Origin of the sequence: Streptomyces lincolnensis, assembly GCF_021173675.1 — a bacterium.
GTDB classification, from domain to species: domain Bacteria; phylum Actinomycetota; class Actinomycetes; order Streptomycetales; family Streptomycetaceae; genus Streptomyces; species Streptomyces lincolnensis_B.
This window is the reverse complement of sequence record NZ_JAIHON010000001.1, coordinates 500,271-526,475: the sequence shown is the minus strand read 5'-3', so window position 1 is coordinate 526,475 and position 26,205 is coordinate 500,271. Positions and strand designations below refer to the sequence as shown.

Below are 26,205 nucleotides of genomic sequence, written 5' to 3'. Positions count from 1 at the left end.
CGTGTCCACTCCTAACGGCACTCCCACCAAGATCACCCAGGGGTCGCAGACCAAGGGCGGTATCGGCGAGTCCACGCTCCGCCCGGACGGCACCCTCAAGGTCACCGGCGAGTTCGCGTACTCGTCCGACATGTGGCACGAGGACATGCTCTGGGGGCAGATCCTCCGCTCGACCGTCGCGCACGCCGAGATCGTGTCCATCGACACGAGCGAGGCGCTGGCCTTGGCGGGTGTGTACGCCGTCATGACGTACGACGACCTGCCGACCGAGGTGAAGAACTACGGGCTGGAGATCCAGGACACGCCCGTCCTCGCCCACGGCAAGGTCCGGCACCACGGCGAGCCGGTCGCCATCGTGGCCGCCGATCATCCGGAGACCGCCCGTCGTGCGGCCGCCAAGATCAAGGTCGAGTACCGGGAGCTTCCGGTCATCACCGACGAGGCCTCCGCGACCGCGCCGGACGCGATCCTCGTCCACGAGGGCCGCGACGACCACCATGTCGGTCACGTCCCGCACCCGAACATCGTCCACCGGCAGCCGATCATCCGCGGCGATGTCGCGGCGGCCCGCGAGCGCGCCGACTTCGTCGTCGAGGGCGAGTACACCTTCGGCATGCAGGACCAGGCCTTCCTCGGTCCCGAGTCGGGGCTCGCCGTACCGGAGGAGGACGGGGGCGTCCATCTGTACATCGCCACCCAGTGGCTGCACAGCGACCTGCGGCAGATCGCGCCCGTGCTCGGGCTGCCCGAGCGCAAGGTGCGCATGACGCTGTCCGGTGTCGGCGGTGCCTTCGGCGGGCGCGAGGACCTGTCGATGCAGATCCACGCCTGTCTGCTGGCGCTGCGGACGGGCAAGCCCGTCAAGATCGTCTACAACCGGTTCGAGTCCTTCTTCGGGCACGTCCACCGCCACCCCGCCAAGCTCTACTACGAGCACGGCGCCACCAAGGACGGCAAGCTCACCCACGTCAAGTGCCGGATCGTGCTGGACGGCGGCGCGTACGCCTCCGCCTCGCCGGCGGTCGTCGGCAACGCCGCGTCACTGGGTGTCGGGCCGTACGTCGTCGACGACGTCGACATCGAGGCCATCGCCCTCTACACCAACAACCCGCCCTGCGGCGCCATGCGCGGCTTCGGCGCGGTCCAGGCGTGCTTCGCCTACGAGGCGCAGATGGACAAACTGGCCGACGCGGTGGGTGTGGACCGGGTGGAGTTCCGGCAGCTCAACGCCATGGAGCAGGGGACGATCATGCCGACCGGGCAGCCGGTCGACTCCCCGGCGCCGGTCGCCGAACTCCTGCGCCGCGTCAAGGCGATGCCCCTGCCGCCCGAGCAGCAGTGGCTCTCCGCGGGCGAGGAGGCGGACGTCCGGCAGCTGCCCGGCGGGCTGTCCAACACCACGCACGGCGAAGGCGTCGTCCGCGGTGTCGGCTACGCGGTCGGCATCAAGAACGTCGGCTTCTCCGAGGGCTTCGACGACTACTCGACGGCGAAGGTCCGTATGGAGGTCATCGCCGGGGAGCCCGTCGCCACCGTGCACACGGCCATGGCGGAGGTCGGGCAGGGCGGAGTCACCGTCCACGCGCAGATCGCCCGCACCGAACTGGGCGTCACCCAGGTGACCATCCACCCGGCCGACACCCAGGTGGGCAGCGCCGGTTCGACGTCCGCGTCGCGGCAGACCTACGTCACCGGCGGCGCCGTCAAGAACTCCTGCGAGCTGGTCCGGGAGAAGGTCCTGGAGATCGGGCGCCGCAGGTTCGGCTCCTACCACCCGGCCTGGGCCACCGCCGAGCTGCTGCTGGAGGGCGGCAAGGTCGTCACCGACGGCGGCGAGGTCCTCGCCGACCTGGTCGACGTACTGGAGGACGAGAGCGTCGAGGTCGAGGCCGAGTGGCGGCACCGGCCCACCGAGGCCTTCGACCTGCGCACCGGCCAGGGCAACGGCCATGTGCAGTACTCCTTCGCCGCGCACCGCGCGGTCGTGGAGGTCGACACCGAACTCGGGCTGGTCAAGGTCATCGAACTGGCCTGCGCCCAGGACGTCGGCAAGGCGCTCAACCCGCTGTCCGTCGTCGGCCAGATCCAGGGCGGCACGATCCAGGGACTGGGCGTCGCCGTCATGGAGGAGATCATCGTCGACCCCGTAACGGCCAAGGTCAGGAACCCCTCCTTCACGGACTACCTGATCCCCACCATCCTCGACACGCCGACCATCCCCGTCGACGTGCTCGAACTCGCCGACGACCACGCGCCCTACGGACTGCGCGGCGTCGGCGAGGCACCCACCCTGTCCTCCACCCCGGCCGTCCTCGCGGCGATCCGCAACGCGACGGGGCTGGAGCTGAACAGGACACCGGTACGCCCGGAACACCTCACGGGCAGCTGAGTCCCCCGGGGGCCCTCATCCTCCGGGTCCCCTCTGTTCGTCCTGCTCGTCCACTGTTCGTCTCGGGCCGTCCCCCGGGTCGTGAAATCCCAACCCCCTCTGAAACTTGGGAGACGGCACCATGACCCAACAGTCCCTGGAGCCCAGGACCACGGCCGAGGACGCGGGCGAAGGCACCCGCGTCCCGGCCGGCCGGTCCTGGCTCGACCGGTACTTCCACATATCCCGGCGAGGATCCACGCTCGCGCGCGAGGTGCGCGGCGGCGTCACCACCTTCATGGCGATGGCGTACATCCTCCTGCTCAACCCGCTGATCCTGTCCGGCAAGGACGTGGCGGGAGCCACGCTCGGCCAGCAGGCCCTGATCACCGCGACCGCGTTCGCGGCGGCCCTCACCACGCTGCTCATGGGCTTCTTCGGCAAGGTGCCGCTCGCGCTCGCCGCCGGACTCTCCGTCTCCGGCGTCCTCGCCTCGCAGGTCGTGCCCGTGATGACCTGGCCGCAGGCCATGGGCATGTGCGTGATGTACGGCGTGGTCATCATGCTGCTGGTCGTCACCGGCCTGCGCGAGATGATCATGAACGCCATCCCGCTGGCCCTCAAGCACGCGATCACCATGGGCATCGGCCTGTTCGTCGCCCTGATCGGCTTCTACAAGGCCGGCTTCGTGCACCAGGGCGAGGCGACCCCGGTCAGCCTCGGCCCGGCCGGTGAACTCGCGGGCTGGCCGGTGCTGTTGTTCGCGCTCACCCTGCTCGCCATCTTCATGCTCCAGGCGCGCGGTGTCCCCGGCGCGATCCTGATCGGCATCCTCGGCGGCACCGTGCTCGCCGTACTCCTCAATGCCCTGGGCGTCATCGACCCGAAGCAGTGGGCCGGCGGGGCTCCCGAACTGCACGGCAGTGCGGTGTCCATGCCGGACTTCTCGCTCTTCGGCCATGTCGAGTTCGGCGGCTGGGGCGAGGTCGGCGCGATGACGGTCGGCATGATCGTGTTCACGCTGGTCCTCGCCGGGTTCTTCGACGCGATGGCCACCATCATCGGCGTCGGCACCGAGGCCGAACTCGCCGATGCCAAGGGCCGGATGCCGGGCCTGTCCAAGGCGCTGTTCATCGACGGCGCGGGCGGAGCGATCGGCGGGGTGTCCGGCGCCTCCGGCCAGACCGTGTTCGTCGAGTCGGCCACCGGTGTCGGCGAGGGCGCCCGCACGGGCCTGTCCTCCGTCGTCACCGGCCTGTTCTTCGCGGCCTGTCTGTTCTTCACCCCGCTCACGGCGATCGTTCCGGGCGAGGTCGCGGCCGCCGCCCTCGTGGTGATCGGCGGCATGATGATGACGAACGCGCGGCACGTGGACTGGGCCGACCGGGCCACCGCGATCCCCGTCTTCCTCACCGTCGTGATCATGCCGTTCACCTACTCCATCACCGCGGGCGTCGCCGCCGGAGTCATCAGCTACACCGCCATCAAGGTCGCCCAGGGCAAGGCCCGGGAGATCGGGGCGTTCATGTGGGGCCTGACCGCGATCTTCTTCGTCTACTACGCCCTCAACCCCATCGAGAGCTGGATGGGCGTCCACTAGGACACCCGCACGGGAAAGCCCACCGCCGCCGTCAAGGAGACCGAGACATGCTGGACATCGCCGAAGAGCTCGACCGGTGGGTCGAGCAGGGACGCGACTTCGCCGTGGCCACCGTCGTGGCCGTCGGCGGCAGCGCGCCCCGCCAACCCGGCGCCGCCCTCGCGGTGGACGCCGACGGCACGGCCATCGGCTCGGTCTCCGGCGGCTGTGTGGAGGGCGCGGTCTACGAGCTGTGCCAACAGGCGCTGCGGGACGGGGAGTCGGTCCTGGAGCGCTTCGGCTACAGCGACGACGACGCCTTCGCCGTGGGCCTGACCTGCGGCGGGGTCATCGACATCCTGGTCACACCGGTACGGTCCGGTGATCCCGTCCGTACGGTCGTCACGGCCGCGCTGGAAGCCGCGGCAGGTGGGCGGGCGGCAGCGCTGGCGCGGATCGTGTCCGGCCCGGCGGACCTCGTCGGGCGGGCGCTGCTGGTCCGTCCCGAGGGCCCGCACGACGGCCCCGGCCACGGCTTCTACGACGGTGGCTTCGGCGCCCATCCCGAACTGGACCGTACGGTCGCCGCCGAAGCCCGCGCCTTCCTGGACGCGGGCCGCACCGGCACGCTGGAGATCGGCGAGCAGGGGTCGCGCTGCGGCGCCCCGCTCACCGTGCTCGTCGAGTCCTCCGTCCCGCCGCCCCGGATGATCGTCTTCGGCGCGATCGACTTCGCGTCGGCGCTGGTACGGGTCGGGAGGTTCCTCGGCTACCACGTGACGGTGTGCGACGCCCGCCCGGTGTTCGCCACCCGGGCCCGCTTCCCGGAGGCCGACGAGATCGCCGTCGAGTGGCCGCACCGGTATCTGGAGCGCACGGAGGTGGACGCCAGGACCGTGCTGTGCGTGCTCACCCACGACGCCAAGTTCGACGTACCGCTGCTCCGGCTGGCGCTGCGTCTGCCGGTGGCGTACGTCGGCGCGATGGGCTCGCGCCGGACCCACCTCGACCGCAACGAGCGGTTGCGCGAAGTCGGCGTCACCGAGCTGGAGTTGGCCCGCCTGCGGTCCCCGATCGGGCTGGACCTCGGCGCCCGTACGCCCGAGGAGACCGCACTGTCCATCGCCGCGGAGATCGTCGCCGTCCGGCGCGGCGGCAGCGGCGTCTCCCTCACGGGCGCCCACACCCCGATCCACCACGACGGGACGTCGGCGCCGACGGGACGCATCGGCTCAGTGGCCTGAGCCGGCCCGCAGCACGAAACAGCGCACGCCGTTCGGCTCCAGGTCGTACCACGCCCCCTCGGCCCAGCCCTCCGTCGCGACGGCGACCTCCTCGGGCGTCAGCCCGATGCGGTGCCGCTCCTCGGGCAGCCGGCCGGTCAGCGGGGTCGTCACCATCCAGACCCCGCCCGGTGTGAGCAGCCGGCGTACCCGCTCGGGTGGTGTCCACCTGGCGGAAGCCCAGGCCCGCCGCGAAGCGGTGTCGTCCCAGCCGGCGAGGGCGGACCGGCTCACGGCTTCCGCAGCAGGCCGTTGACCGCGCGCCCGAACACATACCGGGCCGGCGGTCCCAGCAGGGGGTCGAGGAAGCGGGGGAGGAGGCGGAGCCGGAGTTCCTCACGCCAGAGCACGCGCGAGCGGCCCCCGGGGCCCGGCCGTACCTCGATCTCGGCCCAGCCGGTGACGACCCGGCCGCGTTTGTCCAGGCGGCACAGGCCGGGGAGGTCGTCCGTGGGGGGACGCCACACGGTGACCTCCATGCGGTCGTCGAAGGAGAGGGGACCGATTCCCGAACGGGCCACGAAGACGGTGCCCTCGCCCGTCGGCGGGGCGGTGATCACGGTGACACGGGTCAGGGGCACCACCGTGCCGTGGCGGGGCCAGTCCGTGAGGCGGCGCCACGCCTCGTCGAGAGGGAGCGGTGCCGTGCGTTCGAGAAGAAAGGTGACCACACAACGATCGTAGGGAATCCGGCCTGCTCAGCGGCTTGTTCGTATACGTCTCACACTCTTGGCCCAGTCGGGTGCGGGCCGGTGTGCGTACCCGCGCCCCGGAGGGTTACCCGATCCGGCACGGAAGTGAAGGCGAGAGTGAGGAGAGTCCCGTGAGCGGACCCGCACCGCGTCGGGCCGCGGTCACCGGCGGCACCGGATCCGTGCCCTACGCCGTGGTCGTCCCGACCCTCGTGCGCGACACCCTCGCCGACTGCCTGGCGGCACTCGCGGCGGCGACCGGACCGGCCCCACGGGAGATCGTCCTCGTCGACGACCGGCCCGACCCCGACCCGGGCCCGCTGGAGCATCCGCTGAGCGTCCTCGGGGAGCTGCGCGACCGCGCGACGGTGGTCCGGGGCGGCGGACACGGGCCGGCCGCCGCGCGCAACACCGGCCTGCGTACGGCCGCCTCGCCCTGGGTGGTCTTCCTCGACGACGACGTCCAGGTCGGCCCGCACTGGTGCGAGCAGGTGGTGGGGGACCTGGCCGAGGCGGGCCCGGACACCGCGGGCGTCCAGGGCGTCATCGCCGTACCGCTGCCCGGGGAGCGCCGCCTCACCGACTGGGAGCGCGAGACGGCCGGCCGGGCGCGGGCCCGGTGGACCACCGCCGACATGGCCTACCGCACGGAGGTCCTGAAGCGGGTCGGCGGTTTCGACGAACGCTTCCGGCGGGCCTGGCGCGAGGACACCGACCTCGCCCTGCGGGTCCTCGACGCCGGCTGGCGCATCCACCAGGGGCGACGCACCACCCGGCACGCCGTGCGTCCCGCCGGCCGCTGGGTGTCGCTGCGGGCCCAGCGCGGCACCGCCGACGACGCCCTCATGCGCCATCTGCACGGCCCCGGCTGGTGGGAGAAGGCGGTGGCCCCGCGCGGCCGGCTGCGCGCCCACCTCGCGACGACGGCCGCGGGTGCCGCCGCGTGCGCCCTGGCGGTCGCGGGCCGGCGGCGGGCCGCCACGGCCGCCGCGCTCGGCTGGGCCGCCGCCACCGGGGAGTTCGCCCGGAAGCGCATCACCGCCGGGCCCCGCACCCGGTACGAGGTGACCACCATGCTCGCCACCAGCGTGCTCATCCCGCCCACGGCGACCTGGCACTGGCTGAGCGGACGATGGCGGCACCGGCACGCCCCCGCCTGGCGGGAGGTGGCCGTATGAGCGGGGTGAGGACGGTGCTGTTCGACCGTGACGGCACGCTCGTGGAGAACGTCCCCGACAACGCCGACCCCGACCGGGTCCGCCCCGTCGCCGGTGCCCGCGAGGCGCTCGGGATGCTGCGGCTACGGGGGATCCGCACCGGGTTCGTCACCAGCCAGCCCGGCATCGCGCGCGGGCTGCTCACGGACGCCGACGTCCGGCACGTGGACCGCCGGGTCGACGAACTCCTCGGCCCCTTCGACGTGCGGGGCGTCTGCCCCCACGCCCCCGACGACGGCTGCCACTGCCGCCCGCCGGAACCGGGCCTGATCCTGTGGGCCGTCGGACGCGTCTGCACGGCCCCCTCGGACTGCGTGGTCGTCGGCCCCCTCGGCGCGGACGTCGAGGCCGCGCACCGGGCGGGCGCCCACGGCATCCTCGTACCGACGCCCGAGACCCCGCCCGAGGAGACGGCCCGCGCCGCCCATGTGGCGCCGGACCTCCTCACCGCCGTGCGCGCGCTGCTGAAGGGGCCGCCGCAGGGGCACGTCCTGGCCGACGAGCGGCCGATCGAGACGGCCTACGACACCGGAGCCGGCGGCGCCGGGGGCGCGGGCGGGCGTCACTCGGCGTAGAACGTGGCGTCCGCCCGGTCCGTGGCCGTGCTCAGGGCCTGTACGTACAGCAGGTACTCCCAGTGGCGGACGTACCGGCCGGGATAGTTGGACGACTCGTAGGAGACGCCCGCGGAGTCCGCCAGGCCCGCCCGCCTGAAGAAGCTCGCGTCGGCGGCGAACTGTGCCGAGCCGTCGTTCCTCACCACCCGCAGCTCGAAGTCGACGTGCCGCAGGTAGTAGCCGGGGAAGTTGGCGGACTCCAGGGACACCGTGCCGTTGCCGGACAGCCCGGGCACGACCCGGAACTGCGAGTCGGCGAGCGGCGAGACGTTCGCGTCGACGCGGGCCCGGTACTCCCAGTGGCGCACGAAACGGGTCGGGAAGTTGTACGACGACAGGCGCTGCGGGGTGACCCCGTCGGCCACCGGGATGCCGAGGTCGGGGGTGCCGTCGGCCTTCCAGTACAGCTTCTGGACGCGGGTGCGGCGGTTGGGGTCGTTCAGCGGATCGCCGCTGATGTCCTTGTAGTTGCGGTCGTGGTAGACGAGGACGTCCGACTTTCCGTCCTCGGAGACGGTGAAGGAGTTGTGGCCCGGACCGTACTGCCCGGTCGACGTGTTGCTGGTGAAGACGGGGGTCGAACTCTTCGTCCAGTTCGCCGCGTTGAGCAGGTCGGCGCTCGCGGAGGCGGACAGCAGGCCGAGGCAGTAGTTGCTGTCGGTCGCGCTGGCGGAGTACGTCATGAAGACCTTGCCGTTGCGCTGGATCACCGCTGGGCCCTCGTTGACCTTGTACCCGACCGTCTCCCAGGAGTAGGTGGGCCGCGACAGCAACACGGGCGTCCCGGTGATCGTCCAGGGGTTGGCCATCCTCGCGAGGTAGACGTCCGTGTTGTTGTTCACGGACGGGTCGCGCTGGGCCCAGGACAGATAGCGCACGCCGTTCACGACGAAGGTCGTGGCGTCCAGCGAGAAGCTCTCCCACTGGGTCCTGATCTGCCCCTTCTCCGTCCAGGTGGCCGTGAGCGGGTTGGCGCCGGTGCCCTCCAGGACGTACATCCGGATCGCCCAGATGTCGTTGGTGGCCCCGGCGGCGAAGTAGACGTACCACTTGCCGTCGATGAAGTGGATCTCCGGTGCCCAGATGTGCGCGCCCATCACACCGCTGGTGTGCTTGGTCCAGATCGTCGTCTCCGGAGCCGTCGACAGGCCCTGGATGGTCGTGGCCCGGCGCAGCACGATCCGGTCGTACTCGGGGACGGTGGCGGTGAAGTAGTAGTAGCCGTCGGTGTGCTTGACGATGTGCGGGTCGGCCCGCTTCTCCGCGATCGGGTTGGTGTAGGTCACCGCCGGAGAGGCGGGCGCGGCGGCGTGGGCGGCGGGTCCCGGGCCGACCAGACACGCGGCGAGCGCGACCAGCGCGGCCAGGAGCAGGCGAACTGCGGTGCGTCTCAAAGGAGTTCTCCAGATCGGACAGGGACGGCTCAGGGGAGGGGTCGTCAGAAGGGACGGCTCGGGTCGGGCCCGTCGGCGGCGCAGCACTCGACCCACTTTGTTCGTGATACCGAACGTGGTTCGTGAATTCGGTCAGAAGATAAGTGGAGGGCATGCCCCCGTCAACGGTTCCGTCACACGCGCTTCATGCGGGCGAGATACTCGTCGATCTCCTCGGCCAGGTACGGGCACTCGTCGGTGGGGTGCTCGCTGGGGCAGGACAGCAGATGGGCCAGATAGCCGCGGGCGGCGGTCAGCCGGGCCAGCTGCGCCTCGCACTCGGCGACCCGCGCGCCCACCGCCTCGCTGGCGCCGCGGCGATCAGCACCGGCAGGTGGGCACCGCGCTCGGTGTCGCCGTCCTCGGCCTCGTCGTCGCCACCCAGGCCGGTACCGTGCCCGGCACCGCGCGCTTCTCGGACGGCTTCGTCCGCGGACTGCACATCTCCGGCGCGGTGACGGCCGCCGCGCCCCTCGCCGCCGCCCTGCTGCTCCTCCCGCTCGCACGCGCCGGGCACGACCGTCCGGCGGCGGGGGAGCCGGGGCGGGCGCCCGTCGGGACGCCGGGGGGCAGGGAGTCGTAGGGCTGTCGCGTCGGGGCGGGACGGCGGGGGGTGGTGGGGGTGGGGTCGTTGGCGGCGGGGTCGGGACGGTGTGGGGCCGGGCGGCGTGGGGCAGGGGCAGGGCGGGGTGGCCGTGTCATGTCCGGCGCACGGCGATGCTCAGCGTGTTCGCGGTGACGATCGCGCCGATGCTCGCCCACTCCGTCCAGTCCAGGTCCTGGCCGAGGCCGACCCACCCCACGACGGCGGCGAGGACCGGGTTGACGCTCATGAACAGTCCGAAGGCCTGGGCCGGTACCCGGCGCAGGGTGAACAGGTCCGCCAGATACGGCACCGCCGAGGACAGCACGCCGGCCGCCACCGCGTACCCCACGGCCACCGCGGTCGGCGGCTCGCGCAGCACGAGCACCGCGCCGACCGGCAGGAACATCAACGCGGAGAACGCGGCGGCCGCGGCGGAGCCCTGGGCGCCGGGCACCCGCCGGCCGACCGTGCGGTTGAGCAGGATGTACGACGCCCAGCAGGCGGCGGCCAGCAGCCCCAGGCCCATCCCGAGGTAGTCGGCCGAGGGGCGCGGACGCAGCAGCGTCACCACACCCACGGCCGCGACCGACGCGCAGCACAGGTCCACGCGGCGGCGCGTGGCGGCGAGGGCGACGGTGAGCGGGCCGAGGAACTCCAGGGTCACCGCGAGCCCGAGGCCGACGCGGTCGACGGCGCTGTACAGGGACAGGTTCATCGCCCCGAAGACCAGGCCGAGCAGCAGCACCGGCCACCACTGCCGCCGGGTGAAGGACCGCAGCCGGGGCCGGCCCACCGCCAACAGGGCGAGCGCGGCGACGTACTGACGGATCGCCACGACCCCGACCGGGCCGAGGACGGGAAAGGCGAGGGAGCCGAGCGCGGCCCCCGTCTGGTTGGACAGCCCGCTGGCGACCATGGTGACGACACCGGCGAGACGCCCACGGGCGGGTGCCGCCGGGTCGGCGCCGGGCGGGGGAGCGGCCGTGCAGGGGTCGGCGACGGTGGGCGGCGACGCGGCCGCGGGGAGAGACACGGCCGTGGAGGAGTGCGCGGCTGTCGAGGAGTGCGCGGCTGCGGAGAAGGGCGCGGCAGACATACGCCGATCGTGTGGCGTCCCCTCGTATGCGCAAAATGCGTACGCCGTTCCATCCATACGCTGTGCGCATGCATGACGTGGAGCTCAAACAGCTGCGCTGTCTCGTCGCGATCGCCGACGAGGGCACCTTCACCGACGCGGCCATCGCGCTCGGGGTCTCCCAGGCGGCCGTGTCCCGCACCCTGGCCTCGCTCGAACGGGCCCTCGGCGTACGGCTGTTGCGCCGCACCTCACGGGAGGTGACGCCCACCGCGACCGGGCAGCGGGTGGTGACGCAGGCCCGGCGGGTGCTCGGTGAGGTGGACGACCTGGTCCTGGAGGCCACCTCGGGCCACACCCGGCTGCGGATCGGCTACGCCTGGTCGGCGCTCGGCCGGCACACCTCGGCGTTCCAGCGCCGCTGGGCCCAGGCGCATCCCGGTACCGACCTGCATCTCGTCCGGGTCAACTCCGCCACCGCCGGTCTCGCGGAGGGCGGCTGCGATCTGGCCGTGCTGCGCAGGCCGCCCGAGGGCCCGCGGGTTCGACTCCGTCATCGTCGGCCTGGAACGGCGGTTGTGCGCCCTGGCCGCCGACGACCCCCTGGCCCGGCGCCGTTCGGTGCGGCTCGCCGACCTCGCCGGGCGCACCCTCCTGATCGACCGCCGGACCGGCACCACGACCCCCGAGCTGTGGGAGGCGGACGCCCGTCCGCGGACCGAGGAGACCCACGACGTGGACGACTGGCTCACGCTCATCTCCACCGGCCGGTACGTCGGCGTGACCGCGGAGTCGACCGCCGACCAGTACCCGCGCCGCGGCATCGTCTACCGTCCGGTCCGCGACGCCGAGCCGATCGCCGTGCGCCTGGCCTGGTGGCGCGACGAGGCCCATCCCGCCACCCAGGCCGTCGTGGAACTGCTCACGGCCCTCTACCGCACCGGCTGAACGGCCGTCGCCGGCAGCACGTGGTCGCCGGCCTTGTCGGTGCTCAGGCACAGGGAGCAGACGACCGCGTCGTGCGTACGGCAGGCGGCCAGGTCGGGGCGCTCGTAGGGGCGGTGGCAGACATGGCAGTCGTACGTCGTGGCGCTGGGGTTGCCGTCGGTGTCCAGGAGCGGTTCGTCGATGCCGTCGTCGGTGCGGCGCAGGTAGTACCTGCCCTTGGTGACGACGGCCATCAGCGGGGTGAGGACGAAGGCGATGACGGCGGCGGCGACGGGGGAGTACGGCTGGAGGGTGTCGCCGAGGGCGTGGAAGTACATGGCGATGGACAGCGCGGAGGCGGCGACGAAGGCGACGACGCCGACCGGGTTGACGGCGTGCAGCATGCCCCGGCGGAACTCCGGCCGGAGCGGGGAGATCTTCAGCAGGTACTTGTTGACGCCTATGTCGGTGGCGACGGTGACGACCCAGGCGATGGCGCAGTTCGAGTAGAAGCCCAGGATGCTGTTGAGGAAGCTGAACATGTCCGCCTCCATCAGCGCGAGCGCGAAGCCCAGGTTGACCAGGACGAAGACCATCCGGCCGGGGTAGTGCCGGGTGACGCGGGTGAAGGAGTTGGTCCATGCCAGCGAACCGGAGTACGCGTTGGTGACGTTGATCTTGATCTGGCTGATCACGACGAGCGCCACGGCCAGCGGGATCACCAGCCAGGACGGCATCATCGCGTCGAAGGCGCCGCGGAACTGCTGGATCGGCTCGGGCGCCGCCGTCGGACCGACCTCGGCCAGGATGTAGACGGCGAGGAAGACCCCGATGGCCTGCTTGAGCGCGCCCAGGACCACCCAGCCGGGACCGGCCATGGCGACCGCGGTCCACCAACTGCGCTTGTTCGCCTCGGTCTTGGGCGGCATGAAGCGCAGGTAGTCGATCTGCTCGCCGATCTGGGCGATGAGGGACAGGCAGACGCCGGCCCCCAGCAGCACGGAGGCGGTGTTGACGCCGCCCTCGCCGTCGGTGCCCGCGTAGGAGAGGAAGCGGCCGACCGTGCCGGGGTCGGTGGCGATCAGGTAGACCAGCGGGGCGACCATCAGGACGAGCCAGACCGGGGTGGTCCACACCTGGAGCTTGCTGAGCGCCTTCATGCCGTAGATCACCAGCGGGATCACCATCAGCGTGGAGACCAGATAGCCCAGCCACAGCGGCAGCCCGAGGCCCAGTTTGAGGCCCTGGGCCATGATCGAGCCTTCGAGGGCGAAGAAGATGAAGGTGAAGCTGGCGAAGATGACGCTGGTGAGGACCGAGCCGTAGTAGCCGAACCCGGAGCCGCGGGTGATCAGATCCAGGTCGATGTTGTAGCGGGCTCCGTAGTACGCCAGCGGGAAGCCGGTGACGAAGATGACCACCGCGGCGACGGCGATCGCCACGAGGGCGTTGCCGGTGCCGTGGGCCAGGCCGATGCCCGCGCCGATGGAGAAGTCGGCCATGTAGGCGATGCCGCCGAGGGCGGTCGTCGCCACCACCATCGGCGTCCAGCGCCGGTAGCTGCGGGGCGCGAAGCGGAGGGTGTAGTCCTCCAGGGTCTCCTTCACCGCCTGGTCCGTCTTCCCCGGCGCGATCGCGCCGGGCCGCGCCTCGGCCGTGTCCGACTGTGTATACAACCCAGAATCCATGGGGGGAGACGTTAGAAACCGCTTGTTACCTCGGGTGGCGTACTCAATGAACGACACGTTTCCGCACGTGAAGAGGGTGAAGGGGGGCGGTGAAAGGGTTGGCCAAAACTCCACGGTGTGTGAGGGGTGTGTGGGCCGAACCCGCCTGTGCGCACCGGAGGTTCACCTACGTTGGTGCCTGATCACCGACGCCGACCCGCAGGAGGACCTGCCGTGTCCGACCCCACCGCCGCTGCCCGGGCGGATGCCCGCATCGACACCTCCAAGCCGCACTCGGCCCGCTTCTGGAACTACTTCGTCGGCGGCAAGGACCACTACGAGGTCGACCAGCGGATCGGGGACGAGATCAAGGAGATCTTCCCCGGCCTCGTCGACGTGGCGCTCACCAGCCGCCACTTCCTGGGCCGCGCCGTCCGCCACCTCGCGGGTGAGCAGGGCGTACGGCAGTTCCTGGACGTCGGCACCGGCCTGCCCACCGCCGACAACACCCACGAGGTCGCCCAGCGCGTCGCACCGGACGCCCGCATCGTCTACGTCGACAACGACCCCGTCGTCCTCGCCCACGCGCACGCCCTGCTCACCAGCAGCCGCGAGGGTCGTACCGCCTACCTGGACGCCGACCTGTACGAGCCCGAGGCCGTCCTGGAGGCCGCCGCCGGCACCCTGGACCTGTCCCGTCCGGTCGCCCTGATGATCCTCAACACCCTCGGCCACGTGGCCGACCACGCGCAGGCCCGCGACCTGGTCTCCCGCCTCATGGCCGGACTGCCCTCGGGCAGCTACCTGGTCATCAGCGACAGCACCGCCACCAGCGAGGGCATGATCGCCGCGTCGGAGGCCTACAACAAGAGCGGCGCCGTCCCGTACTACGTACGCAGCGTCGCCGAGATCGCCGCCTTCTTCGACGGCCTCGACCTGCTGGACCCCGGCGTCGTCCGCGTTCCCGAGTGGCGCCCCGACTCCGACACGACCGCTCCCGCGGGGGTCGACGCGTACTGCGGGGTGGGACGCAAGCGGTGACGTGGGCTTGATCGGGTGGGTGACTGGGCGCGGGGGGCGGGGGCTTACGAGCCCCGACTCGTGGGCCGGGAGGGGGAGTTGGGGCAGCCCTGCGAAGGTGTGCGGGGCGGGCGTGCGACCGGCCGGGCGCTCACCGGGAGGGTGCTCATCGCCGGGGCCGCGATGGCGAGGGTGTGTCCGCCGGGGGCGTGGTGGCGAGCAGGTGACCGGGTAGCGGGCGAGCTGGTCCCCGCCGAGCTGGGTGGGAGGAGCGCCGCGTGCTCGATGGAGGCGTGCGGATCGGCCGGCGTGCTCGGCGCCGCCGCGACCGCCGCCACCAATAGGGCCGTGACCTGGTCCGCGGCGCGGCCCGGCGGTCCGCGGGCGCTAGGAGCAGCGCCGCCGCCACCGGCAGCGGCGGCCAGGCGGTCCACTTCGGCGCCGCCGCCGCACCCATCGCCGCCCCTGCCGCCGTACCGGATCCGGTTCGGTCCGCGATCGCGCTACGACCGTGCCCCTCGGCTGGAGGAGCGAGGCCGAGGGGCTACCGTCACCGGTGTGCGGACCGGACGTCGGGGGGTGTCCCCCTCCTCGGTGTCCCGTCTCCTGGGCCTGCCCACGCCTCGCCCGCACTGCCGTGCCCGCTCACTTCGCGTACCGAAGGACTCGCCCCGTGCTCGTCGCCCGTTCCGTCCTCCTGTTCGTCCTGGCCGCGCTGTTCGAGATCGGGGGTGCCTGGCTGGTCTGGCAGGGCGTGCGGGAGCACCGGGGCTGGGTCTGGATCGGGGCCGGTGTCATCGCCCTGGGCCTGTACGGCTTCGTCGCCACCCTCCAGCCGGACGCCGACTTCGGCCGGATCCTGGCCGCGTACGGCGGCATCTTCGTCGCCGGGTCGATCGCCTGGGGCATGGTCGCCGACGGCTACCGCCCCGACCGCTTCGACGTGACCGGCGCGCTGATCTGCCTCGCGGGCATGGCCGTGATCATGTACGCCCCGCGCGGACACTGACCGAGGCTACTTCTCACGCCAGGCTCCGGGTGGCGGCGTAGCCCCCCCGCGAGCGGCGGTGATCGTCGCGGCCGACATCGGCGTACGCGGACTCGCGCGGCACCTGGACCGGCGGCCCGGATCCGGTGACGAGGTGCGCACGCCGTACCGCGTGGAGGCCGTGGTCGCCGCTCGGGGCGAGGCCCATGTCCGCACCCTGCTGCACGCGGTGGTCGACCGCCACGGTGGCGGGAGAGGGTACCGGTCTCGGTGGTCCGCGTCCGGGCGGTCCCCGGCGGGGCCTCGGCCTGATCGGCCTGCGCCGCGCCCTCTCCGGACACGGTGGCGGGGGAGGAGGGCCGGGTCCGGATGCGCGCCGACATCCCCCCCGCGGCGCCGACAACACCCCGGCGGAGCGCGCGATCGCCCGGATCAGCCGGGAACCGGCCGTGGTCCTTGCCGCCTGGCGCCGGACGGGGGCGTGAGCCCTCAGTGCCCGACGACCGCCCTGCGCCGGACGCCCACGGCGCGGGCACCGGCTTCGGCCCCACCGGCCGACGCGGCCTGCGCCGCGTCCGCCGCCCGCGCCGCGCCCTCCAGCAGAGCCCGCGCCTGCGGACCCGCCACCCGGTAGAAGATCCGGGCGCCCTCCCGCCGGGACGGCACCAGCCCGGCGGCGCGCAGCTTCGCCAGGTGCTGTGAGGTGGCCGGGACGTGCGCGCCGATGAACTCGATGAACTCGATGAACTCCGCGAGACGGCCGATCGGCAGCTCCCGCCCGCTCAGCGCCTACAGCAGCCGGTAGCGCGAAGGGTCCGCGACCGCCTTGAGTACGGTCACCGACCGCTCGGCCCGCTCCTCGTCCCACGACGATACTTGCGCTTCCACGCAAATATGCTGAAGCACTACCGTGGAGTCATGACGGCTCCGCTGGACGTGCTCGTGGTGGGCGCGGGACCGACCGGACTCGCCCTCGGCGCCCAACTGGGCGCGCACGGGGCCCGGTTCAGGATCGTGGACCGCTCCTTGGACCGGGTACGGGAGTCCCGGGCGCTCGCGATCCAGCCCCGCACCCTGGAGGCCCTGGCCGGGTTCGGGATCACGGAGGAACTGGTCGAGCGGGGCAACCCGGCGGTCCGGCTGTGTCTGCATCTGCCGCGGCGGGTGGTGCGGCTGCCGCTGTTCGACATCGGCTGCGACGACACGCCGTACCCCTTCCTGCTGTTCCTCTCGCAGGCCGAGACCGAGCGCGTCCTGGGCACCTGGCTGGCCGCGCGGGACGTCGAGGTCGAGCGGGGCACGGAGCTGGTGGGGGCGGAGCGGACGGGCGGGCTCGTCACCTGCCGGCTGCGGCGGGACGGCGCGGAGGAGACCGTGCGCGCCCGGTACGTCGTCGGCTGCGACGGCGCCCACAGCACCGTACGGACCCAGGCGGGCATCGGCTTCGAGGGGTACGCCTATCCGCAGACGTTCCTGCTGGCCGACCTGGAGGTCGACGGGCTGGAGCAGGGCGCCGCGCACAGCTATCCGACCGGCGCCGGGATGCTGTTCTTCTTCCCGCTCGGCGAACCGGCCACCTGGCGGATGCTCGCGATGCGCCCGCCCGGGACGCCCGTCGACGCCGAGGTGACGCGGGAGCTCCTCCAGCGGATCGTCGACCGCTGGACGCCGGACGGCCTGGTGCTGCGCGACCCGGTGTGGGCGACCGCCTTCCGCCTGCACAACCGGGGCGCCGCACGCTACCGTTCGGGCCCCTTCTTCCTGGCCGGCGACGCGGCGCACATCCACAGCCCGGCCGGCGCCCAGGGCATGAACACCGGCATCCAGGACGCCCTGAACCTGGGCTGGAAACTCGCCCAGGTCTGCCACGGCAGGGCACCCGAACGGCTGCTGGCGACGTACGAGAGCGAGCGCGCCCCCGTCGGCCACGGCGTCCGCGGCCTCACCGACCGCGCCTTCGCCCTCGCCACGGGCCACCACCCCCTCCTACGGCTGGCGCGCACCCGGCTGGCCCCGCGGCTGATCCCGCTGGCGCTGCGCTCGACCGGACTGCGCGGGCGGATCTTCCGTACCGTCTCGGAACTCGGCATCCACTACCGGCCCAGCCCCCTCTCCCGCGCCGGAACCCGCCCGCCGGCGCGCGGCCCGCGTGCCGGGGACCGGCTGCCCGACCTGCCCCGCGGCCTCCAGGCACGCACCGCCGCCCCCGGCTGGCACCTGCTCCTCACCGGCCCGCCCCACCTGTGGTCCGAGAAACGCCTCGCCCCCCTCCTGCGCGGCCGGGAGACCCTGCTCACCGTCCACCGTCTGGCCGCGGAGGGCCCCTGGCCGGAGGTCGCCCAGGGCCTCGTACGCCCGGACGGCTACCTCGGCCATGTGGCCCGCGGCGCGCACCTGGACGGGCTGCGCGCCTATGCCGACCGGTGGCTTCCCCGCTGACGACCGCCGGCTTCCCTTCTGACGCGCGGTGGCTTCCCGTCTGACGACCGCCCGGCGCGCCGGCTCCCTGGTACCACCGGAATCTGGACCGCCCAAGCAGGGGGGGGCTGGAATAATGAGTTGAACTCAACTTAAACTCGCTGTCATGACCGCATCCAGGACACCCAGATCCGCAGGCTCACGGGAGAAGCTGCTGCGCGCCGCCGCCGAGGAACTCGCCGCCACCGGTGAGCTGGAGGTCGCCGCGGTCACCCGCCGGGCCGGGGTCAGCACGGGCCTGCCCTACCGGTACTTCGGCACCCGCAGCGGCCTGCTGATCGCCGTGCTGGACGACTTCTACGAGCGCCTCGGGGAGGCGGCGGCCCTCCGTGAGTACGCCGCCGCCACCTGGGCCGAGCGCGAGCAGCGGCGGATCGACGACTGGGTGGCCTTCCTGTACGCCGAACCGCTGGCCCCCGTGGTCCTGGGCGGCCTGGTCGGCGACGCGGAGGTCGCCGCGGCGAACGCCCGCCGGCTGCACGCGCTGATCGAACTGGGCGCCCGCAACATGGCCCGTGGCCAGCACGCCGGTGAACTCCCCGCCGACCGGGACCCCGAACTCCTCGCCGCGGCCACCCTCGGCGGCACCCACGCCCTGATCTCCACCGCCCTCACCCGCACCCCGCGCCCGCCCGCCGAGGAACTCGTCGGCCACCTGTGGACCTTCGTCTCCGGAGCCGTGGGACTGACCTCACCACCGTCCTCCTCCTGAGGGGAGCACCACCCCATGTCCCGCACGTCCGACGCTCCTGACCCCGGTCCCGCCCGGGTCGACACCATCGACTCGCTCGACGGCCTCCACGCCGACCTGGCCCGACGTCACCGGGCCACGGCGAGCGGCGGCGCCGCCGTCCCCGCCGCGACCGTCGACGCCGACCTCGCCGCCCTCGAACGCGACGGCTACGTCATCCTGCGCGACCTGCTCACCGAGTCCGAGTGCGAGGACGTCCGGGCCGCCGTGACGCCCCTGCTGGACCACACCGGCCGCAACACCTTCGAGGGCCGGGCCACCCAGCGCCTCTACAGCGTTCTGGACAAGACCCGGGCCTGCGACCGCCTGGTCGACCACCCGCGGGTGCTGGCCCTGCTGGACCGGCTGCTGATGCCCAACCACCTGCTCTCGCAGCTCCAGGTCATCAACATCCTCCCCGGCGAGGACGCCCAACTGCTCCACCACGACGACGGCATGTACCCGGTCCCCCGCCCGCGGCCGGCGCTGGGCGCGGCCACCGTGTGGGCCATCGACGCCTTCACCGAGGAGAACGGCGCCACCGTGGTCCTGCCGGGCAGCCACCACTGGGGCGACGGCCGGCGACCGGCCGACGGCGACACCCGCGTGAAGGCCGTCATGCCGCCCGGCTCCTGCGTCTTCTTCGTCGGCACCCTGTGGCACGGGGGCGGTGCCAACACCTCCGCCGACGCCCGCCTGGCGGTCACGGCCCAGTACTGCGAGCCCTGGCTCCGGCCGCAGGAGGCGTTCACGCTGTCCACCACCCGCGACACGGTCCGTGCGGTGTCCGAGGACATCCGCCGGATGCTCGGCTACAGCATCCACCCGCCCTTCCTCGGCATGGTCGACGGGATGCACCCCAAGCGCCTGCTGGATCCCGTCTCCTGAAGGCCCGTGGCGGGCGCCGCCCGTACGGAGGTCAGCAGCAGGAGCAGCCGTGCGAATCCCGGTCAGTGGCTTTTATAGCTCCTGTGACTCCCGTGACGTCGGTGGTCTCGGTGACCCCGGTGGTCACCGCAGACCCCGCGGACACCGGCACGGCGCAGCAGCCGTCCCCCCGCCATGCCTCCCGCCCCTCCTTCACCGCCACGGCGGCGATCACCAGGGCGGCGATCGGGTCGGCCCAGCTCCAGCCGAACAGGGAGTTGGCCAGCAGGCCGACGAGCAGGACGGCCGACAGATAGGTGCACAGCAGGGTCTGCTTGGAGTCGGCGACAGCCGACGCCGAACCCAGTTCGCGTCCGGCACGGCGCTGGGCGGCGGACAGGAACGGCATGACCACGAGCGAGAGCGCGGCGAGCACGATGCCGACCGTGGAGTGCCGGGCCTCCCCGGCGCCGGTCAGGGCCCGGACGGCGTCGACGGTGACATAGGCGGCCAGCGCGAAGAAGGAGACCGCGATGATCCGCAGCGCGGTCCTCTCCCGTGCCTCCCGTACGGCATGCTCACGCGCCGAGAACTGCCAGGCGACCGCGGCCGCCGAGGAGACCTCGACGACCGAGTCGAGGCCGAAGCCGATCAGGGCGGTGGAGGAGGCGATGGCCCCCGCGGCGATCGCGACGACCGCCTCGACGACGTTGTAGGCGATGGTGGCGGCGACCAACAGACGTATGCGCCCCGCCAGTTGGGACTGGCGGTGCGGCGCGGGACCGAGGGGCACGGCCGTCATCAGCAGCAGCCCTTCTCTTCCGCGTCCGCGCAGCTGCGGTCGGCCTCGACGGCGAGGACGGCCCCGCGCAGGTCGTCCAGGGCGTGTCCGAGGCGGGGGTCGGCCAGTTCGTACCGCACCCGGCGGCCCTCGGGGACGGCGACGACGATCCCGCAGTCGCGCAGGCAGGCGAGGTGGTTGGAGAGCCGGGTACGGGAGATCTCCAACCTGTCGGCGAGGTCGGCCGGATGGGCCGGGGCATCGCGCAGCGCGAGCAGGATGCGACAGCGGATCGGGTCGGCGAGCGCGCGGCCGAAACGGGCCAGGGCGTCGATGTCGGAGGCGAGGGTCAGCACACCCCGACGATACGCAGAACCTTGAATTCAGGAAACCATGAACCATTAATCATGAGCCATGGACCATCGACTGTCCGGGCCCCGTCCCGTCCCCGCCGCGCCGTTGGTTACGATCTGCCGCGATGAACAACCGGCGCCAGGGACCGCGGGGCGGGGCGGGAGACACGGCCCCGTTCGTCGTGCTGCGCTGGGCCGCGCTGCTCGCCGTCCTGATGTGGGTGCTGCCGATCTGCACCCACACCTCCGCCGAGACCTCCCCGCCGCCGGGCGCCTCGGTCTCCGCCGGCGGGACGACGGCAGAACCGTCCGTCCTCGCTGCTGCCGGCGCCGGAGCCCGCGCCGTCGCGGCCGTGGAGGCCGACCGCACCTGCCCCAACACCGAGCACGGGCCCGGCGACACCCACGGCCGCTCCACCACCGGAGCCGCCGCGAACACCGCCTCGCCCCTGCCGGCGCCCTGCCCCCGTGCCGTGGACGTGTCCACCCTCGGCACGCCCGGCGCACCGCCCGTTCGAGGCGCACCGCCCGATCTCGCCCGCACCCCCGGCATCCACCAACTCCAGGTCCAGCGGATCTAGGAGCGGCCGACCGCACGGCCGCGTGCCCTCGCGCGCCGCCGTGCCCGCCGCCCCGTCCCGCCGCCGCATCCGCGAGCGCGCCGGACGCCACCACCCGAACCGCACCACCGCACCACCGCACCACCGCTCCGGCGCGCCGTCGCCCGCACGGTGGGGACAAGGACATGCCATGGGATCGTCCCGAACCAAGGCCCAGCGCGCCGAACGCCGCGCCAAGGTCGAAGAGATGCGCCGCGCCCAGGAGGCCCGCGAGCGCCGCAACCGCATGATCACCTGGGTGTGCAGCGGGGTCATCGTCGCCGGTGTGATCGGCGGCGGCTGGTACCTCGTGGACCGCAGCCAGGCCGAGAACGCGGCCGAGGAACGCGCGGCCGCCGCCCCGATCAAGGGCGAGCGAAGCTTCAAGGACCTCGGCCAGAACCACGTCACCACGCCGGTCGACTACAAGATGTCCCCGGCGGTCGGCGGGGACCACCACCAGGTCTGGATGAACTGCAACGGCGACGTCTACGACCAGGAGATAGCCGAGGTCAACGCCGTCCACTCCCTCGAACACGGCGCCGTCTGGATCACCTACAACGACAAGGCCGCGGACACCGACGTCAGCGCCCTGAAGGACAAGGTCCAGGGGACGCCGTACACCCTCATGAGCCCCTACGCCGACCAGTCCTCCCCGATCACCCTGTCGGCCTGGGGCAAGCAGCTGAACGTCAACTCCGCCTCGGACCCGCGTGTGAACGCGTTCCTCACCAAGTACGTCCAGGGCGACCAGACGCCGGAGCCGGGCGCGGCGTGCACGGGAGGGAAGTCGGCCTGAGACGAGACGGTACGGCGCATCGCCGGCCACCGGGGCGCCTCTCGCGTACCCGACCGGCCGGCGATCGGCGATCAGCGCCCCTGTCAGGGCGTTCAGGCCGGTCAGGCCGTTCAGAGCAGCTCGGTGCCCGTCTCCTCCGCCAGTGCCCGGAGGAGGCGGTCCTGGAAGTCCTCGTCGTGGACGGAGGGGTGCGGGTCCAGCCGCTCGCGGTGGTACCAGTAGCCGCCGGTGGTCAGGGCCTGGGGATCGTCGCTGGAGGCGAGCCACTCCTGGGTGCGGTGGCCGAGTTCGAGGTCGTCCGGCGCGTTCGGGCCGCCCATCCTCGTCGGAACCCAGCCCGGATCGACGGCGTTGCTCAGTACGCCGGGGCGCAGCCGTGCCACCGCGGCCGCGAGCGCCGTGACGAACAGCTTGCTGTCGGCGTAGGACCCCGCCTTCGCGCCCCGCCAGTCGACCCCGTCCAGCGAGGGGCGCCCGCCGAGATGCGAGCCGCTGCTCAGGTACACCAGCCGGCGCGGCCCGCGCAGCAGAGCCGTGAGCAGGTACGGCGCGATGACGTTGACCGGCATGACGGCCGGCCCGCTCCACACCCCGGCGTTGTGGACGACCGCGTCGAGCGGCTTGCCGTCGTTCAGCTCGGCGGCGACACGTCGTACGGCGTCCCGCTCGGCGAAGTCGCCCACGACGAGGCGCGCCCCACGCTCGCACAACGCGTCGAGGCCCGCCGCGCGTTCCTGGTTCCGCGCGTGCACCACCACCTCGTGCCCGGCGGACAGCAGCGCGTCCGCCGCGGCCCGTCCCAGGCCGTCCGCGGAACCGGTCACCAGGATCCGACTCACGATCACACCCGCCTCTCCCTCGCGTGCCAGGAACCCCCTCGCGCCGATGCGCCCCGGTCCGGCCAGGCCTCGACGGTACCTTTCCCGGCGCTCAGGACACGAAGACGACGCCGGCCAACGCCACGTGGACGGCCGTGCCGACGAGGATGCTCAACAGGGCGTTTCGGCGCCACAGATGGAGCCCGACGGTGACGGTGAGGGCGGCCGCCGGGGCCAGGACCCGCGAGTGGGTGACGGGCAGGTCGCGCCGGCTCCAGGTGAGTTCGCTCCCGTGCCCCTGCGACCCTTCTCGTGGCGATCGCTCACAGCCAGTCCCGTCGCTTGAAGATCACGTACAGGCTGACGCAGACGACTCCCATCAGGCCGATCGCGAAGGGGTAGCCGAAGCTCCAGCCCAGTTCGGGCATGTCCTCGAAGTTCATGCCGTAGATCGTGCCGACGAGTGTGGGGGCGAAGAGGATCGCCGCCCAGGAGGAGATCTTCTTGATCTCCTCGTTCTGCTCGAAGCCCGCTTCGGCCAGGGCGCGCATCTCCGCGTTCTGTTGTTGGGTGACGAGGGTGGCGTTGACGGTGAGGATGTCGGCGAGGGCCTGGCGGAAGCCGTCGACGCGCTCGCTGGTGTGGGTGACGTGGTCGGCGACGTCGCGGAGATAGCGTTGCAGTTCCTCGTCCGTGCGGTATTTGGCGAAGCCGGCCATGAGGGCGTGCAGCATGCCGACGAGGGGGCGGGTGGCGCGCTGGAACTCGACCATTTCGCGGGAGAGTTCGTAGATGCGGCGGGAGACCTCGGGGTCGCCGCGGAAGACCTCGGTCTCGATCTCGTCGATGTCGTTCTGGACGCCGGCGACGACCGGGGCGTAGCCGTCGACCACGGCGTCGAGGATGGCGTAGAGGACCGCCTCCGGGCCCAGTTTCAGCAGGTCCGGTGAGCCCTCCATGCGGTGGCGGACCGCCGACAGGTCCGGGGCCGCGCCGTGCCGGACGGTGATGACGAAGTCGGGGCCGACGAAGACGTGGAGTTCGCCGAAGTCGACCTCCTCCGGGGCGTCGAGGTAGCGGGCGGCGCGCAGGACGACGAAGAGGGTCTCGCCGTAGCGCTCCAGCTTGGGACGCTGGTGGGCCTCCATCGCGTCCTCGACGGCGAGGGGGTGGAGGTCGAACTCCGAGGCCAGGGAGAGGAGTTGGTTCTCGGTGGGGCGGGCCAGGCCGATCCAGGCCATGCCGGAGGGCTGCTCGTGCAGTTCGCGGTAGGTCTCGGCGAGGGTGGCGGGGGTCGAGACGCGGATGCCGTCGCGGTACAGGGCCGCCTGGACGATGCTCTCCGGTTCCGCTTCCGGGGCGGGCGACTCGGCGGGCGTCGGCGGTTCGGCCGGTGGCGCCGTCGGTGGGGTCAGGGCGCGGCGCCAGGCGGACTTCCGGGAGTTCTTCGCGTCGGGGCGGGCGCGTCGCTCGGACATCGTGGCGGCCTCTCGGGTCGAGCCGACGTCTGCGGGATCCGAAGGGGTCCGCGTGATCACCGGGCAGGATATACGGGGCAAACGGCGGGCGAGTGGACGGCTGTCCGGGATTCCGTGAGAGTTGAGGACCGAAGGTGTCCGCGATCGCCGTTAGCGTGCCCGGTATGACGAAGACGACCTCCACGGCCCCCGTGCTCGGTGTCCGCGCCCTCAACCGCGCGACCCTCGACCGCCAGCTGCTCCTGCGCCGTACGGCCCTGACCGCCGAGCAGGCCGTCGAGCACCTCGTCGGCCTCCAGGCGCAGAACGTGAAGCCGCCGTACTACGCCCTCGCCGCCCGCCTCGACGGCTTCGACCCCGAGGAGCTGTCCGCGTCGATGGCCGGCCGGCGGGTCGTCCGCATCGTCACCCTGCGCTCGACCATCCACACCCACACCGCCGACGACTGCCTCACTCTGCGCCCGCTGGTGCAGCCCGCCCGCGACCGCGAACTCACCGTCTTCCGCAAGGGGCTTGAGGGCGTCGACCTGGACCGGCTCGCCCGGCTGGCCCGTGACCTCGTCGAGGCCGAGCCACGCACCATGAAGCAGCTGCGCGAGGCGCTGTCCGTCGAGTGGCCGGACGCCGACCCGCAGTCCCTCGCGGTCGCCGCCCGCTGCACGCTGCCGCTCGTCCAGGTCACCCCGCGCGGACTGTGGGGCAGGAGCGGCCAGGTCGCGCTGACCACCGCCGAGCACTGGCTCGGGCGCCCCGCCGAACCGGCACCCGCGCCCGACGCCACCGTCCTGCGCTACCTCGCCGCCTTCGGCCCGGCCTCCGTCAAGGACATGCAGACCTGGGCAGGGCTGACCCGCCTGCGCGACGCCTTCGAACGCCTGCGCCCGCGCCTGGTCACCTTCCGGGACGACAAGGGCGTCGAGCTCTTCGACCTCCCGGACGCTCCCCGCCCCGACCCGGACACCCCGGCCCCGCCCCGCTTCCTGCCCGAGTTCGACAACCTCCTGCTCTCCCACGCCGACCGCACCCGCGTGGTCCCGCCGGAGCACTGGGGTCGCACCTGGCAGGGCAACCAGGCCCACAGCGCCCTCCTCGTCGACGGATTCCTGGCCGGCGTGTGGAGGCTGGAGAGCGACGCCCTCGTCGTGGAGCCCTTCGCCCGCCTCACCAAGGAGCAGCGCGGCGAGGTCACCGAGGAGGGGCAGCGCATGCTGAAGGTCATGCACCCCGGGTCGTCGTACGACATCCGCTTTGGTACCGTCCTTCGGTAGGACCGCGCCGAAGCCCGCCCGGGAGCGGGCGCCCGCCGCCTACTGCTCGTACCGCGTCACCTCGGTCACCTTGCAGTCGATCTCGCCCTTGATCGTGTCCAGGCCCTGTGCGGTCTCCTCCGCCTTCTGGCCGGGCGCCAGGTTCTCCGTGGCCGCCAGCGCGTCACCGACCCGCTTGCCCGACGGGTCGACGAACTCGACGCTCACGATGTAACTCGCCGTCTGTTCCGTGCTGTTCGTGATCGCGACCTCGGCCGACGCCCAGGTCGTCAGCGAGTCCACCTCGCACTGGGTGATCTTCACATCGCCCTCGGGGCCGGACGCGTCGGACGGCTCGTCCGTCGGCTCCTCCGCGGCGGGACTCTCCTCGGCGCTCGGCTCGTCATACGGCTCGTCGCTCTGCGCCGGGGCCGAGGCCGTGGCGTCGGCCAGCGGGCCGCCGTCCTTGGTGGCGTCGTTGACGGCCATGACACCGACCACGCCGGCCGCGATGAGCAGGAGCACGACCACGCCGGCGATACTGAGGCCGACGATCAGGCCCGTGTTGCTCTTCCGGGGCGGCGGGGGCGGGGGACCGCCCCA

At 72.5% G+C, this 26,205-nt stretch carries 27 protein-coding genes and 2 pseudogenes; 15 read left to right on the top strand and 14 right to left on the bottom strand.

Annotated elements, in window-relative coordinates; all coding sequences use genetic code 11:
* The first annotated feature begins 1 nt into the window (after position 1).
* The 3 genes from K4B79_RS02300 (at position 2) to K4B79_RS02290 (ending at position 5,191) form a co-directional block, all read left to right on the top strand.
* Complete coding sequence (locus tag K4B79_RS02300) at positions 2-2,389, top strand: xanthine dehydrogenase family protein molybdopterin-binding subunit (protein ID WP_232024451.1); 2,388 nt, start codon at positions 2-4, stop codon at positions 2,387-2,389.
* A gap of 121 nt (positions 2,390-2,510) precedes the next feature.
* Positions 2,511-3,968, top strand: a complete 1,458-nt coding sequence (locus tag K4B79_RS02295) for an NCS2 family permease (RefSeq protein WP_232024450.1) — start codon at positions 2,511-2,513, stop codon at positions 3,966-3,968.
* Positions 3,969-4,015: 47 nt separating this feature from the next.
* A complete protein-coding gene (locus K4B79_RS02290; protein ID WP_232024449.1) occupies positions 4,016-5,191 on the top strand; it encodes an XdhC family protein in 1,176 nt (391 codons plus the stop codon).
* Here the strand turns inward: K4B79_RS02290 and K4B79_RS02285 are convergent.
* The gene (locus tag K4B79_RS02285) at positions 5,180-5,464 is read right to left on the bottom strand and encodes a hypothetical protein (protein ID WP_232024448.1); all 285 of its coding nucleotides are present in this window, start codon (positions 5,462-5,464) and stop codon (positions 5,180-5,182) included. The genes K4B79_RS02290 and K4B79_RS02285 overlap by 12 nt on opposite strands.
* Positions 5,461-5,901: an SRPBCC family protein gene (locus K4B79_RS02280; protein ID WP_232024447.1), complete on the bottom strand. Its 441-nt coding sequence runs from the start codon at positions 5,899-5,901 to the stop codon at positions 5,461-5,463. Before K4B79_RS02280 ends, K4B79_RS02285 begins: the two co-directional genes overlap by 4 nt.
* Before the next feature lie 152 nt (positions 5,902-6,053).
* Here K4B79_RS02280 and K4B79_RS02275 point away from each other — a divergent pair, with 152 nt between their 5' ends.
* Both K4B79_RS02275 and K4B79_RS02270 read left to right on the top strand, forming a co-directional pair.
* A complete protein-coding gene (locus K4B79_RS02275) occupies positions 6,054-7,100 on the top strand; it encodes a glycosyltransferase (RefSeq protein WP_232024446.1) in 1,047 nt (348 codons plus the stop codon).
* Positions 7,097-7,714 carry a D-glycero-alpha-D-manno-heptose-1,7-bisphosphate 7-phosphatase gene (locus tag K4B79_RS02270; RefSeq protein ID WP_232024445.1) on the top strand — a complete coding sequence of 206 codons (618 nt, stop codon included), beginning with the start codon at positions 7,097-7,099 and terminating at the stop codon, positions 7,712-7,714. The genes K4B79_RS02275 and K4B79_RS02270 overlap by 4 nt, the downstream gene beginning before the upstream one ends.
* On the opposite strand, the gene K4B79_RS02265 is transcribed toward K4B79_RS02270, so the two are convergent.
* On the bottom strand, positions 7,702-9,150 hold the full coding sequence (locus tag K4B79_RS02265; protein WP_232024444.1) for a family 43 glycosylhydrolase: 1,449 nt from the start codon (positions 9,148-9,150) through the stop codon (positions 7,702-7,704). The genes K4B79_RS02270 and K4B79_RS02265 overlap by 13 nt on opposite strands.
* Positions 9,151-9,323: 173 nt before the next feature.
* A complete protein-coding gene (locus K4B79_RS02260) occupies positions 9,324-9,488 on the bottom strand; it encodes a hypothetical protein (RefSeq protein WP_232024443.1) in 165 nt (54 codons plus the stop codon).
* Between the two features lie 35 nt (positions 9,489-9,523).
* Here K4B79_RS02260 and K4B79_RS02255 point away from each other — a divergent pair, with 35 nt between their 5' ends.
* Entirely contained in the window at positions 9,524-9,772 is a 249-nt protein-coding gene (locus K4B79_RS02255) for a hypothetical protein (RefSeq protein ID WP_232024442.1), read from the top strand.
* Positions 9,773-9,887: 115 nt separating this feature from the next.
* Here K4B79_RS02255 and K4B79_RS02250 read toward each other — a convergent pair whose 3' ends face one another.
* The gene (locus tag K4B79_RS02250; protein ID WP_374208413.1) at positions 9,888-10,691 is read right to left on the bottom strand and encodes an EamA family transporter; all 804 of its coding nucleotides are present in this window, start codon (positions 10,689-10,691) and stop codon (positions 9,888-9,890) included.
* A 248-nt stretch (positions 10,692-10,939) separates the two neighbouring features.
* Here K4B79_RS02250 and K4B79_RS02245 point away from each other — a divergent pair.
* Positions 10,940-11,798: pseudogene (locus tag K4B79_RS02245) on the top strand (LysR family transcriptional regulator).
* Here K4B79_RS02245 and K4B79_RS02240 read toward each other — a convergent pair.
* Positions 11,783-13,465 (bottom strand): purine-cytosine permease family protein, encoded by a 1,683-nt coding sequence (locus K4B79_RS02240; RefSeq protein ID WP_232024440.1) that lies wholly within the window; start codon positions 13,463-13,465, stop codon positions 11,783-11,785. The pseudogene K4B79_RS02245 and the gene K4B79_RS02240 overlap by 16 nt on opposite strands.
* Positions 13,466-13,678: 213 nt before the next feature.
* On the opposite strand from K4B79_RS02240, the gene K4B79_RS02235 reads away from it, so the two are divergent.
* Together K4B79_RS02235 and K4B79_RS02230 are read left to right on the top strand one after the other, a co-directional pair.
* A complete protein-coding gene (locus K4B79_RS02235; protein ID WP_232024439.1) occupies positions 13,679-14,485 on the top strand; it encodes an SAM-dependent methyltransferase in 807 nt (268 codons plus the stop codon).
* Positions 14,486-15,137: 652 nt separating this feature from the next.
* Positions 15,138-15,473 (top strand): YnfA family protein, encoded by a 336-nt coding sequence (locus tag K4B79_RS02230; protein ID WP_067442213.1) that lies wholly within the window; start codon positions 15,138-15,140, stop codon positions 15,471-15,473.
* A gap of 13 nt (positions 15,474-15,486) precedes the next feature.
* Here K4B79_RS02230 and K4B79_RS02225 read toward each other — a convergent pair whose 3' ends face one another.
* Positions 15,487-15,696, bottom strand: a complete 210-nt coding sequence (locus K4B79_RS02225) for a hypothetical protein (protein WP_232024438.1) — start codon at positions 15,694-15,696, stop codon at positions 15,487-15,489.
* Between the two features lie 245 nt (positions 15,697-15,941).
* Complete coding sequence (locus tag K4B79_RS02220) at positions 15,942-16,118, bottom strand: hypothetical protein (RefSeq protein ID WP_232024437.1); 177 nt, start codon at positions 16,116-16,118, stop codon at positions 15,942-15,944.
* Positions 16,119-16,370: 252 nt separating this feature from the next.
* Between K4B79_RS02220 and K4B79_RS02215 the strand changes: the two genes are divergently transcribed.
* From K4B79_RS02215 to K4B79_RS02205, 3 genes are all read left to right on the top strand, one after another.
* The gene (locus K4B79_RS02215; protein ID WP_232024436.1) at positions 16,371-17,891 is read left to right on the top strand and encodes an FAD-dependent monooxygenase; all 1,521 of its coding nucleotides are present in this window, start codon (positions 16,371-16,373) and stop codon (positions 17,889-17,891) included.
* Between the two features lie 145 nt (positions 17,892-18,036).
* A complete protein-coding gene (locus tag K4B79_RS02210) occupies positions 18,037-18,642 on the top strand; it encodes a TetR/AcrR family transcriptional regulator (RefSeq protein ID WP_232024435.1) in 606 nt (201 codons plus the stop codon).
* Positions 18,643-18,657: 15 nt separating this feature from the next.
* On the top strand, positions 18,658-19,548 hold the full coding sequence (locus tag K4B79_RS02205; RefSeq protein ID WP_232024434.1) for a phytanoyl-CoA dioxygenase family protein: 891 nt from the start codon (positions 18,658-18,660) through the stop codon (positions 19,546-19,548).
* A 31-nt stretch (positions 19,549-19,579) separates the two neighbouring features.
* Here the strand turns inward: K4B79_RS02205 and K4B79_RS02200 are convergent, their stop codons facing one another.
* Together K4B79_RS02200 and K4B79_RS02195 are read right to left on the bottom strand one after the other, a co-directional pair.
* On the bottom strand, positions 19,580-20,329 hold the full coding sequence (locus K4B79_RS02200; protein WP_232024433.1) for a cation transporter: 750 nt from the start codon (positions 20,327-20,329) through the stop codon (positions 19,580-19,582).
* Complete coding sequence (locus tag K4B79_RS02195) at positions 20,329-20,664, bottom strand: ArsR/SmtB family transcription factor (protein ID WP_232024432.1); 336 nt, start codon at positions 20,662-20,664, stop codon at positions 20,329-20,331. The genes K4B79_RS02200 and K4B79_RS02195 overlap by 1 nt, the downstream gene beginning before the upstream one ends.
* 122 nt (positions 20,665-20,786) lie before the next feature.
* Between K4B79_RS02195 and K4B79_RS02190 the strand changes: the two genes are divergently transcribed.
* Together K4B79_RS02190 and K4B79_RS02185 are read left to right on the top strand one after the other, a co-directional pair.
* Entirely contained in the window at positions 20,787-21,242 is a 456-nt protein-coding gene (locus K4B79_RS02190; protein WP_232024761.1) for a hypothetical protein, read from the top strand.
* A gap of 169 nt (positions 21,243-21,411) precedes the next feature.
* On the top strand, positions 21,412-22,059 hold the full coding sequence (locus K4B79_RS02185; RefSeq protein WP_232024431.1) for a DUF3105 domain-containing protein: 648 nt from the start codon (positions 21,412-21,414) through the stop codon (positions 22,057-22,059).
* A gap of 110 nt (positions 22,060-22,169) precedes the next feature.
* Here K4B79_RS02185 and K4B79_RS02180 read toward each other — a convergent pair whose 3' ends face one another.
* The 3 genes and pseudogenes from K4B79_RS02180 to K4B79_RS02170 all read right to left on the bottom strand — a co-directional run bounded on the left by K4B79_RS02180 (position 22,170) and on the right by K4B79_RS02170 (position 24,355).
* The gene (locus tag K4B79_RS02180) at positions 22,170-22,898 is read right to left on the bottom strand and encodes an SDR family NAD(P)-dependent oxidoreductase (protein WP_232024746.1); all 729 of its coding nucleotides are present in this window, start codon (positions 22,896-22,898) and stop codon (positions 22,170-22,172) included.
* A gap of 91 nt (positions 22,899-22,989) precedes the next feature.
* A pseudogene (locus K4B79_RS02175) lies at positions 22,990-23,145 on the bottom strand (AzlD domain-containing protein); the annotation flags it as partial.
* A 55-nt stretch (positions 23,146-23,200) separates the two neighbouring features.
* Positions 23,201-24,355, bottom strand: coding sequence for a magnesium and cobalt transport protein CorA (locus tag K4B79_RS02170; protein WP_232024430.1), 1,155 nt, complete (start codon positions 24,353-24,355; stop codon positions 23,201-23,203).
* A 164-nt stretch (positions 24,356-24,519) separates the two neighbouring features.
* Here K4B79_RS02170 and K4B79_RS02165 point away from each other — a divergent pair, with 164 nt between their 5' ends.
* Positions 24,520-25,623 carry a winged helix DNA-binding domain-containing protein gene (locus K4B79_RS02165; RefSeq protein ID WP_232024429.1) on the top strand — a complete coding sequence of 368 codons (1,104 nt, stop codon included), beginning with the start codon at positions 24,520-24,522 and terminating at the stop codon, positions 25,621-25,623.
* 39 nt (positions 25,624-25,662) lie between these two features.
* Here K4B79_RS02165 and K4B79_RS02160 read toward each other — a convergent pair whose 3' ends face one another.
* The gene (locus tag K4B79_RS02160) at positions 25,663-26,133 is read right to left on the bottom strand and encodes an FxLYD domain-containing protein (protein ID WP_232024428.1); all 471 of its coding nucleotides are present in this window, start codon (positions 26,131-26,133) and stop codon (positions 25,663-25,665) included.
* Positions 26,134-26,205 lie beyond the last annotated feature (72 nt).

Excerpts from the sequence above, each read along its gene's own strand:
- K4B79_RS02295 (WP_232024450.1), top strand. The coding sequence starts at position 2,511 with ATGACCCAACAGTCCCTGGAGCCCAGGACCACGGCCGAGGACGCGGGC.
- K4B79_RS02290 (WP_232024449.1), top strand. The coding sequence starts at position 4,016 with ATGCTGGACATCGCCGAAGAGCTCGACCGGTGGGTCGAGCAGGGACGC.
- K4B79_RS02270 (WP_232024445.1), top strand. The coding sequence starts at position 7,097 with ATGAGCGGGGTGAGGACGGTGCTGTTCGACCGTGACGGCACGCTCGTG.
- K4B79_RS02250 (WP_374208413.1), bottom strand. The coding sequence starts at position 10,691 with ATGGTCGCCAGCGGGCTGTCCAACCAGACGGGGGCCGCGCTCGGCTCC.
- K4B79_RS02240 (WP_232024440.1), bottom strand. The coding sequence starts at position 13,465 with ATGGATTCTGGGTTGTATACACAGTCGGACACGGCCGAGGCGCGGCCC.
- K4B79_RS02215 (WP_232024436.1), top strand. The coding sequence starts at position 16,371 with ATGACGGCTCCGCTGGACGTGCTCGTGGTGGGCGCGGGACCGACCGGA.
- K4B79_RS02210 (WP_232024435.1), top strand. The coding sequence starts at position 18,037 with ATGACCGCATCCAGGACACCCAGATCCGCAGGCTCACGGGAGAAGCTG.
- K4B79_RS02205 (WP_232024434.1), top strand. The coding sequence starts at position 18,658 with ATGTCCCGCACGTCCGACGCTCCTGACCCCGGTCCCGCCCGGGTCGAC.
- K4B79_RS02200 (WP_232024433.1), bottom strand. The coding sequence starts at position 20,329 with ATGACGGCCGTGCCCCTCGGTCCCGCGCCGCACCGCCAGTCCCAACTG.
- K4B79_RS02190 (WP_232024761.1), top strand. The coding sequence starts at position 20,787 with ATGAACAACCGGCGCCAGGGACCGCGGGGCGGGGCGGGAGACACGGCC.
- K4B79_RS02185 (WP_232024431.1), top strand. The coding sequence starts at position 21,412 with ATGGGATCGTCCCGAACCAAGGCCCAGCGCGCCGAACGCCGCGCCAAG.
- K4B79_RS02170 (WP_232024430.1), bottom strand. The coding sequence starts at position 24,355 with ATGTCCGAGCGACGCGCCCGCCCCGACGCGAAGAACTCCCGGAAGTCC.
- K4B79_RS02165 (WP_232024429.1), top strand. The coding sequence starts at position 24,520 with ATGACGAAGACGACCTCCACGGCCCCCGTGCTCGGTGTCCGCGCCCTC.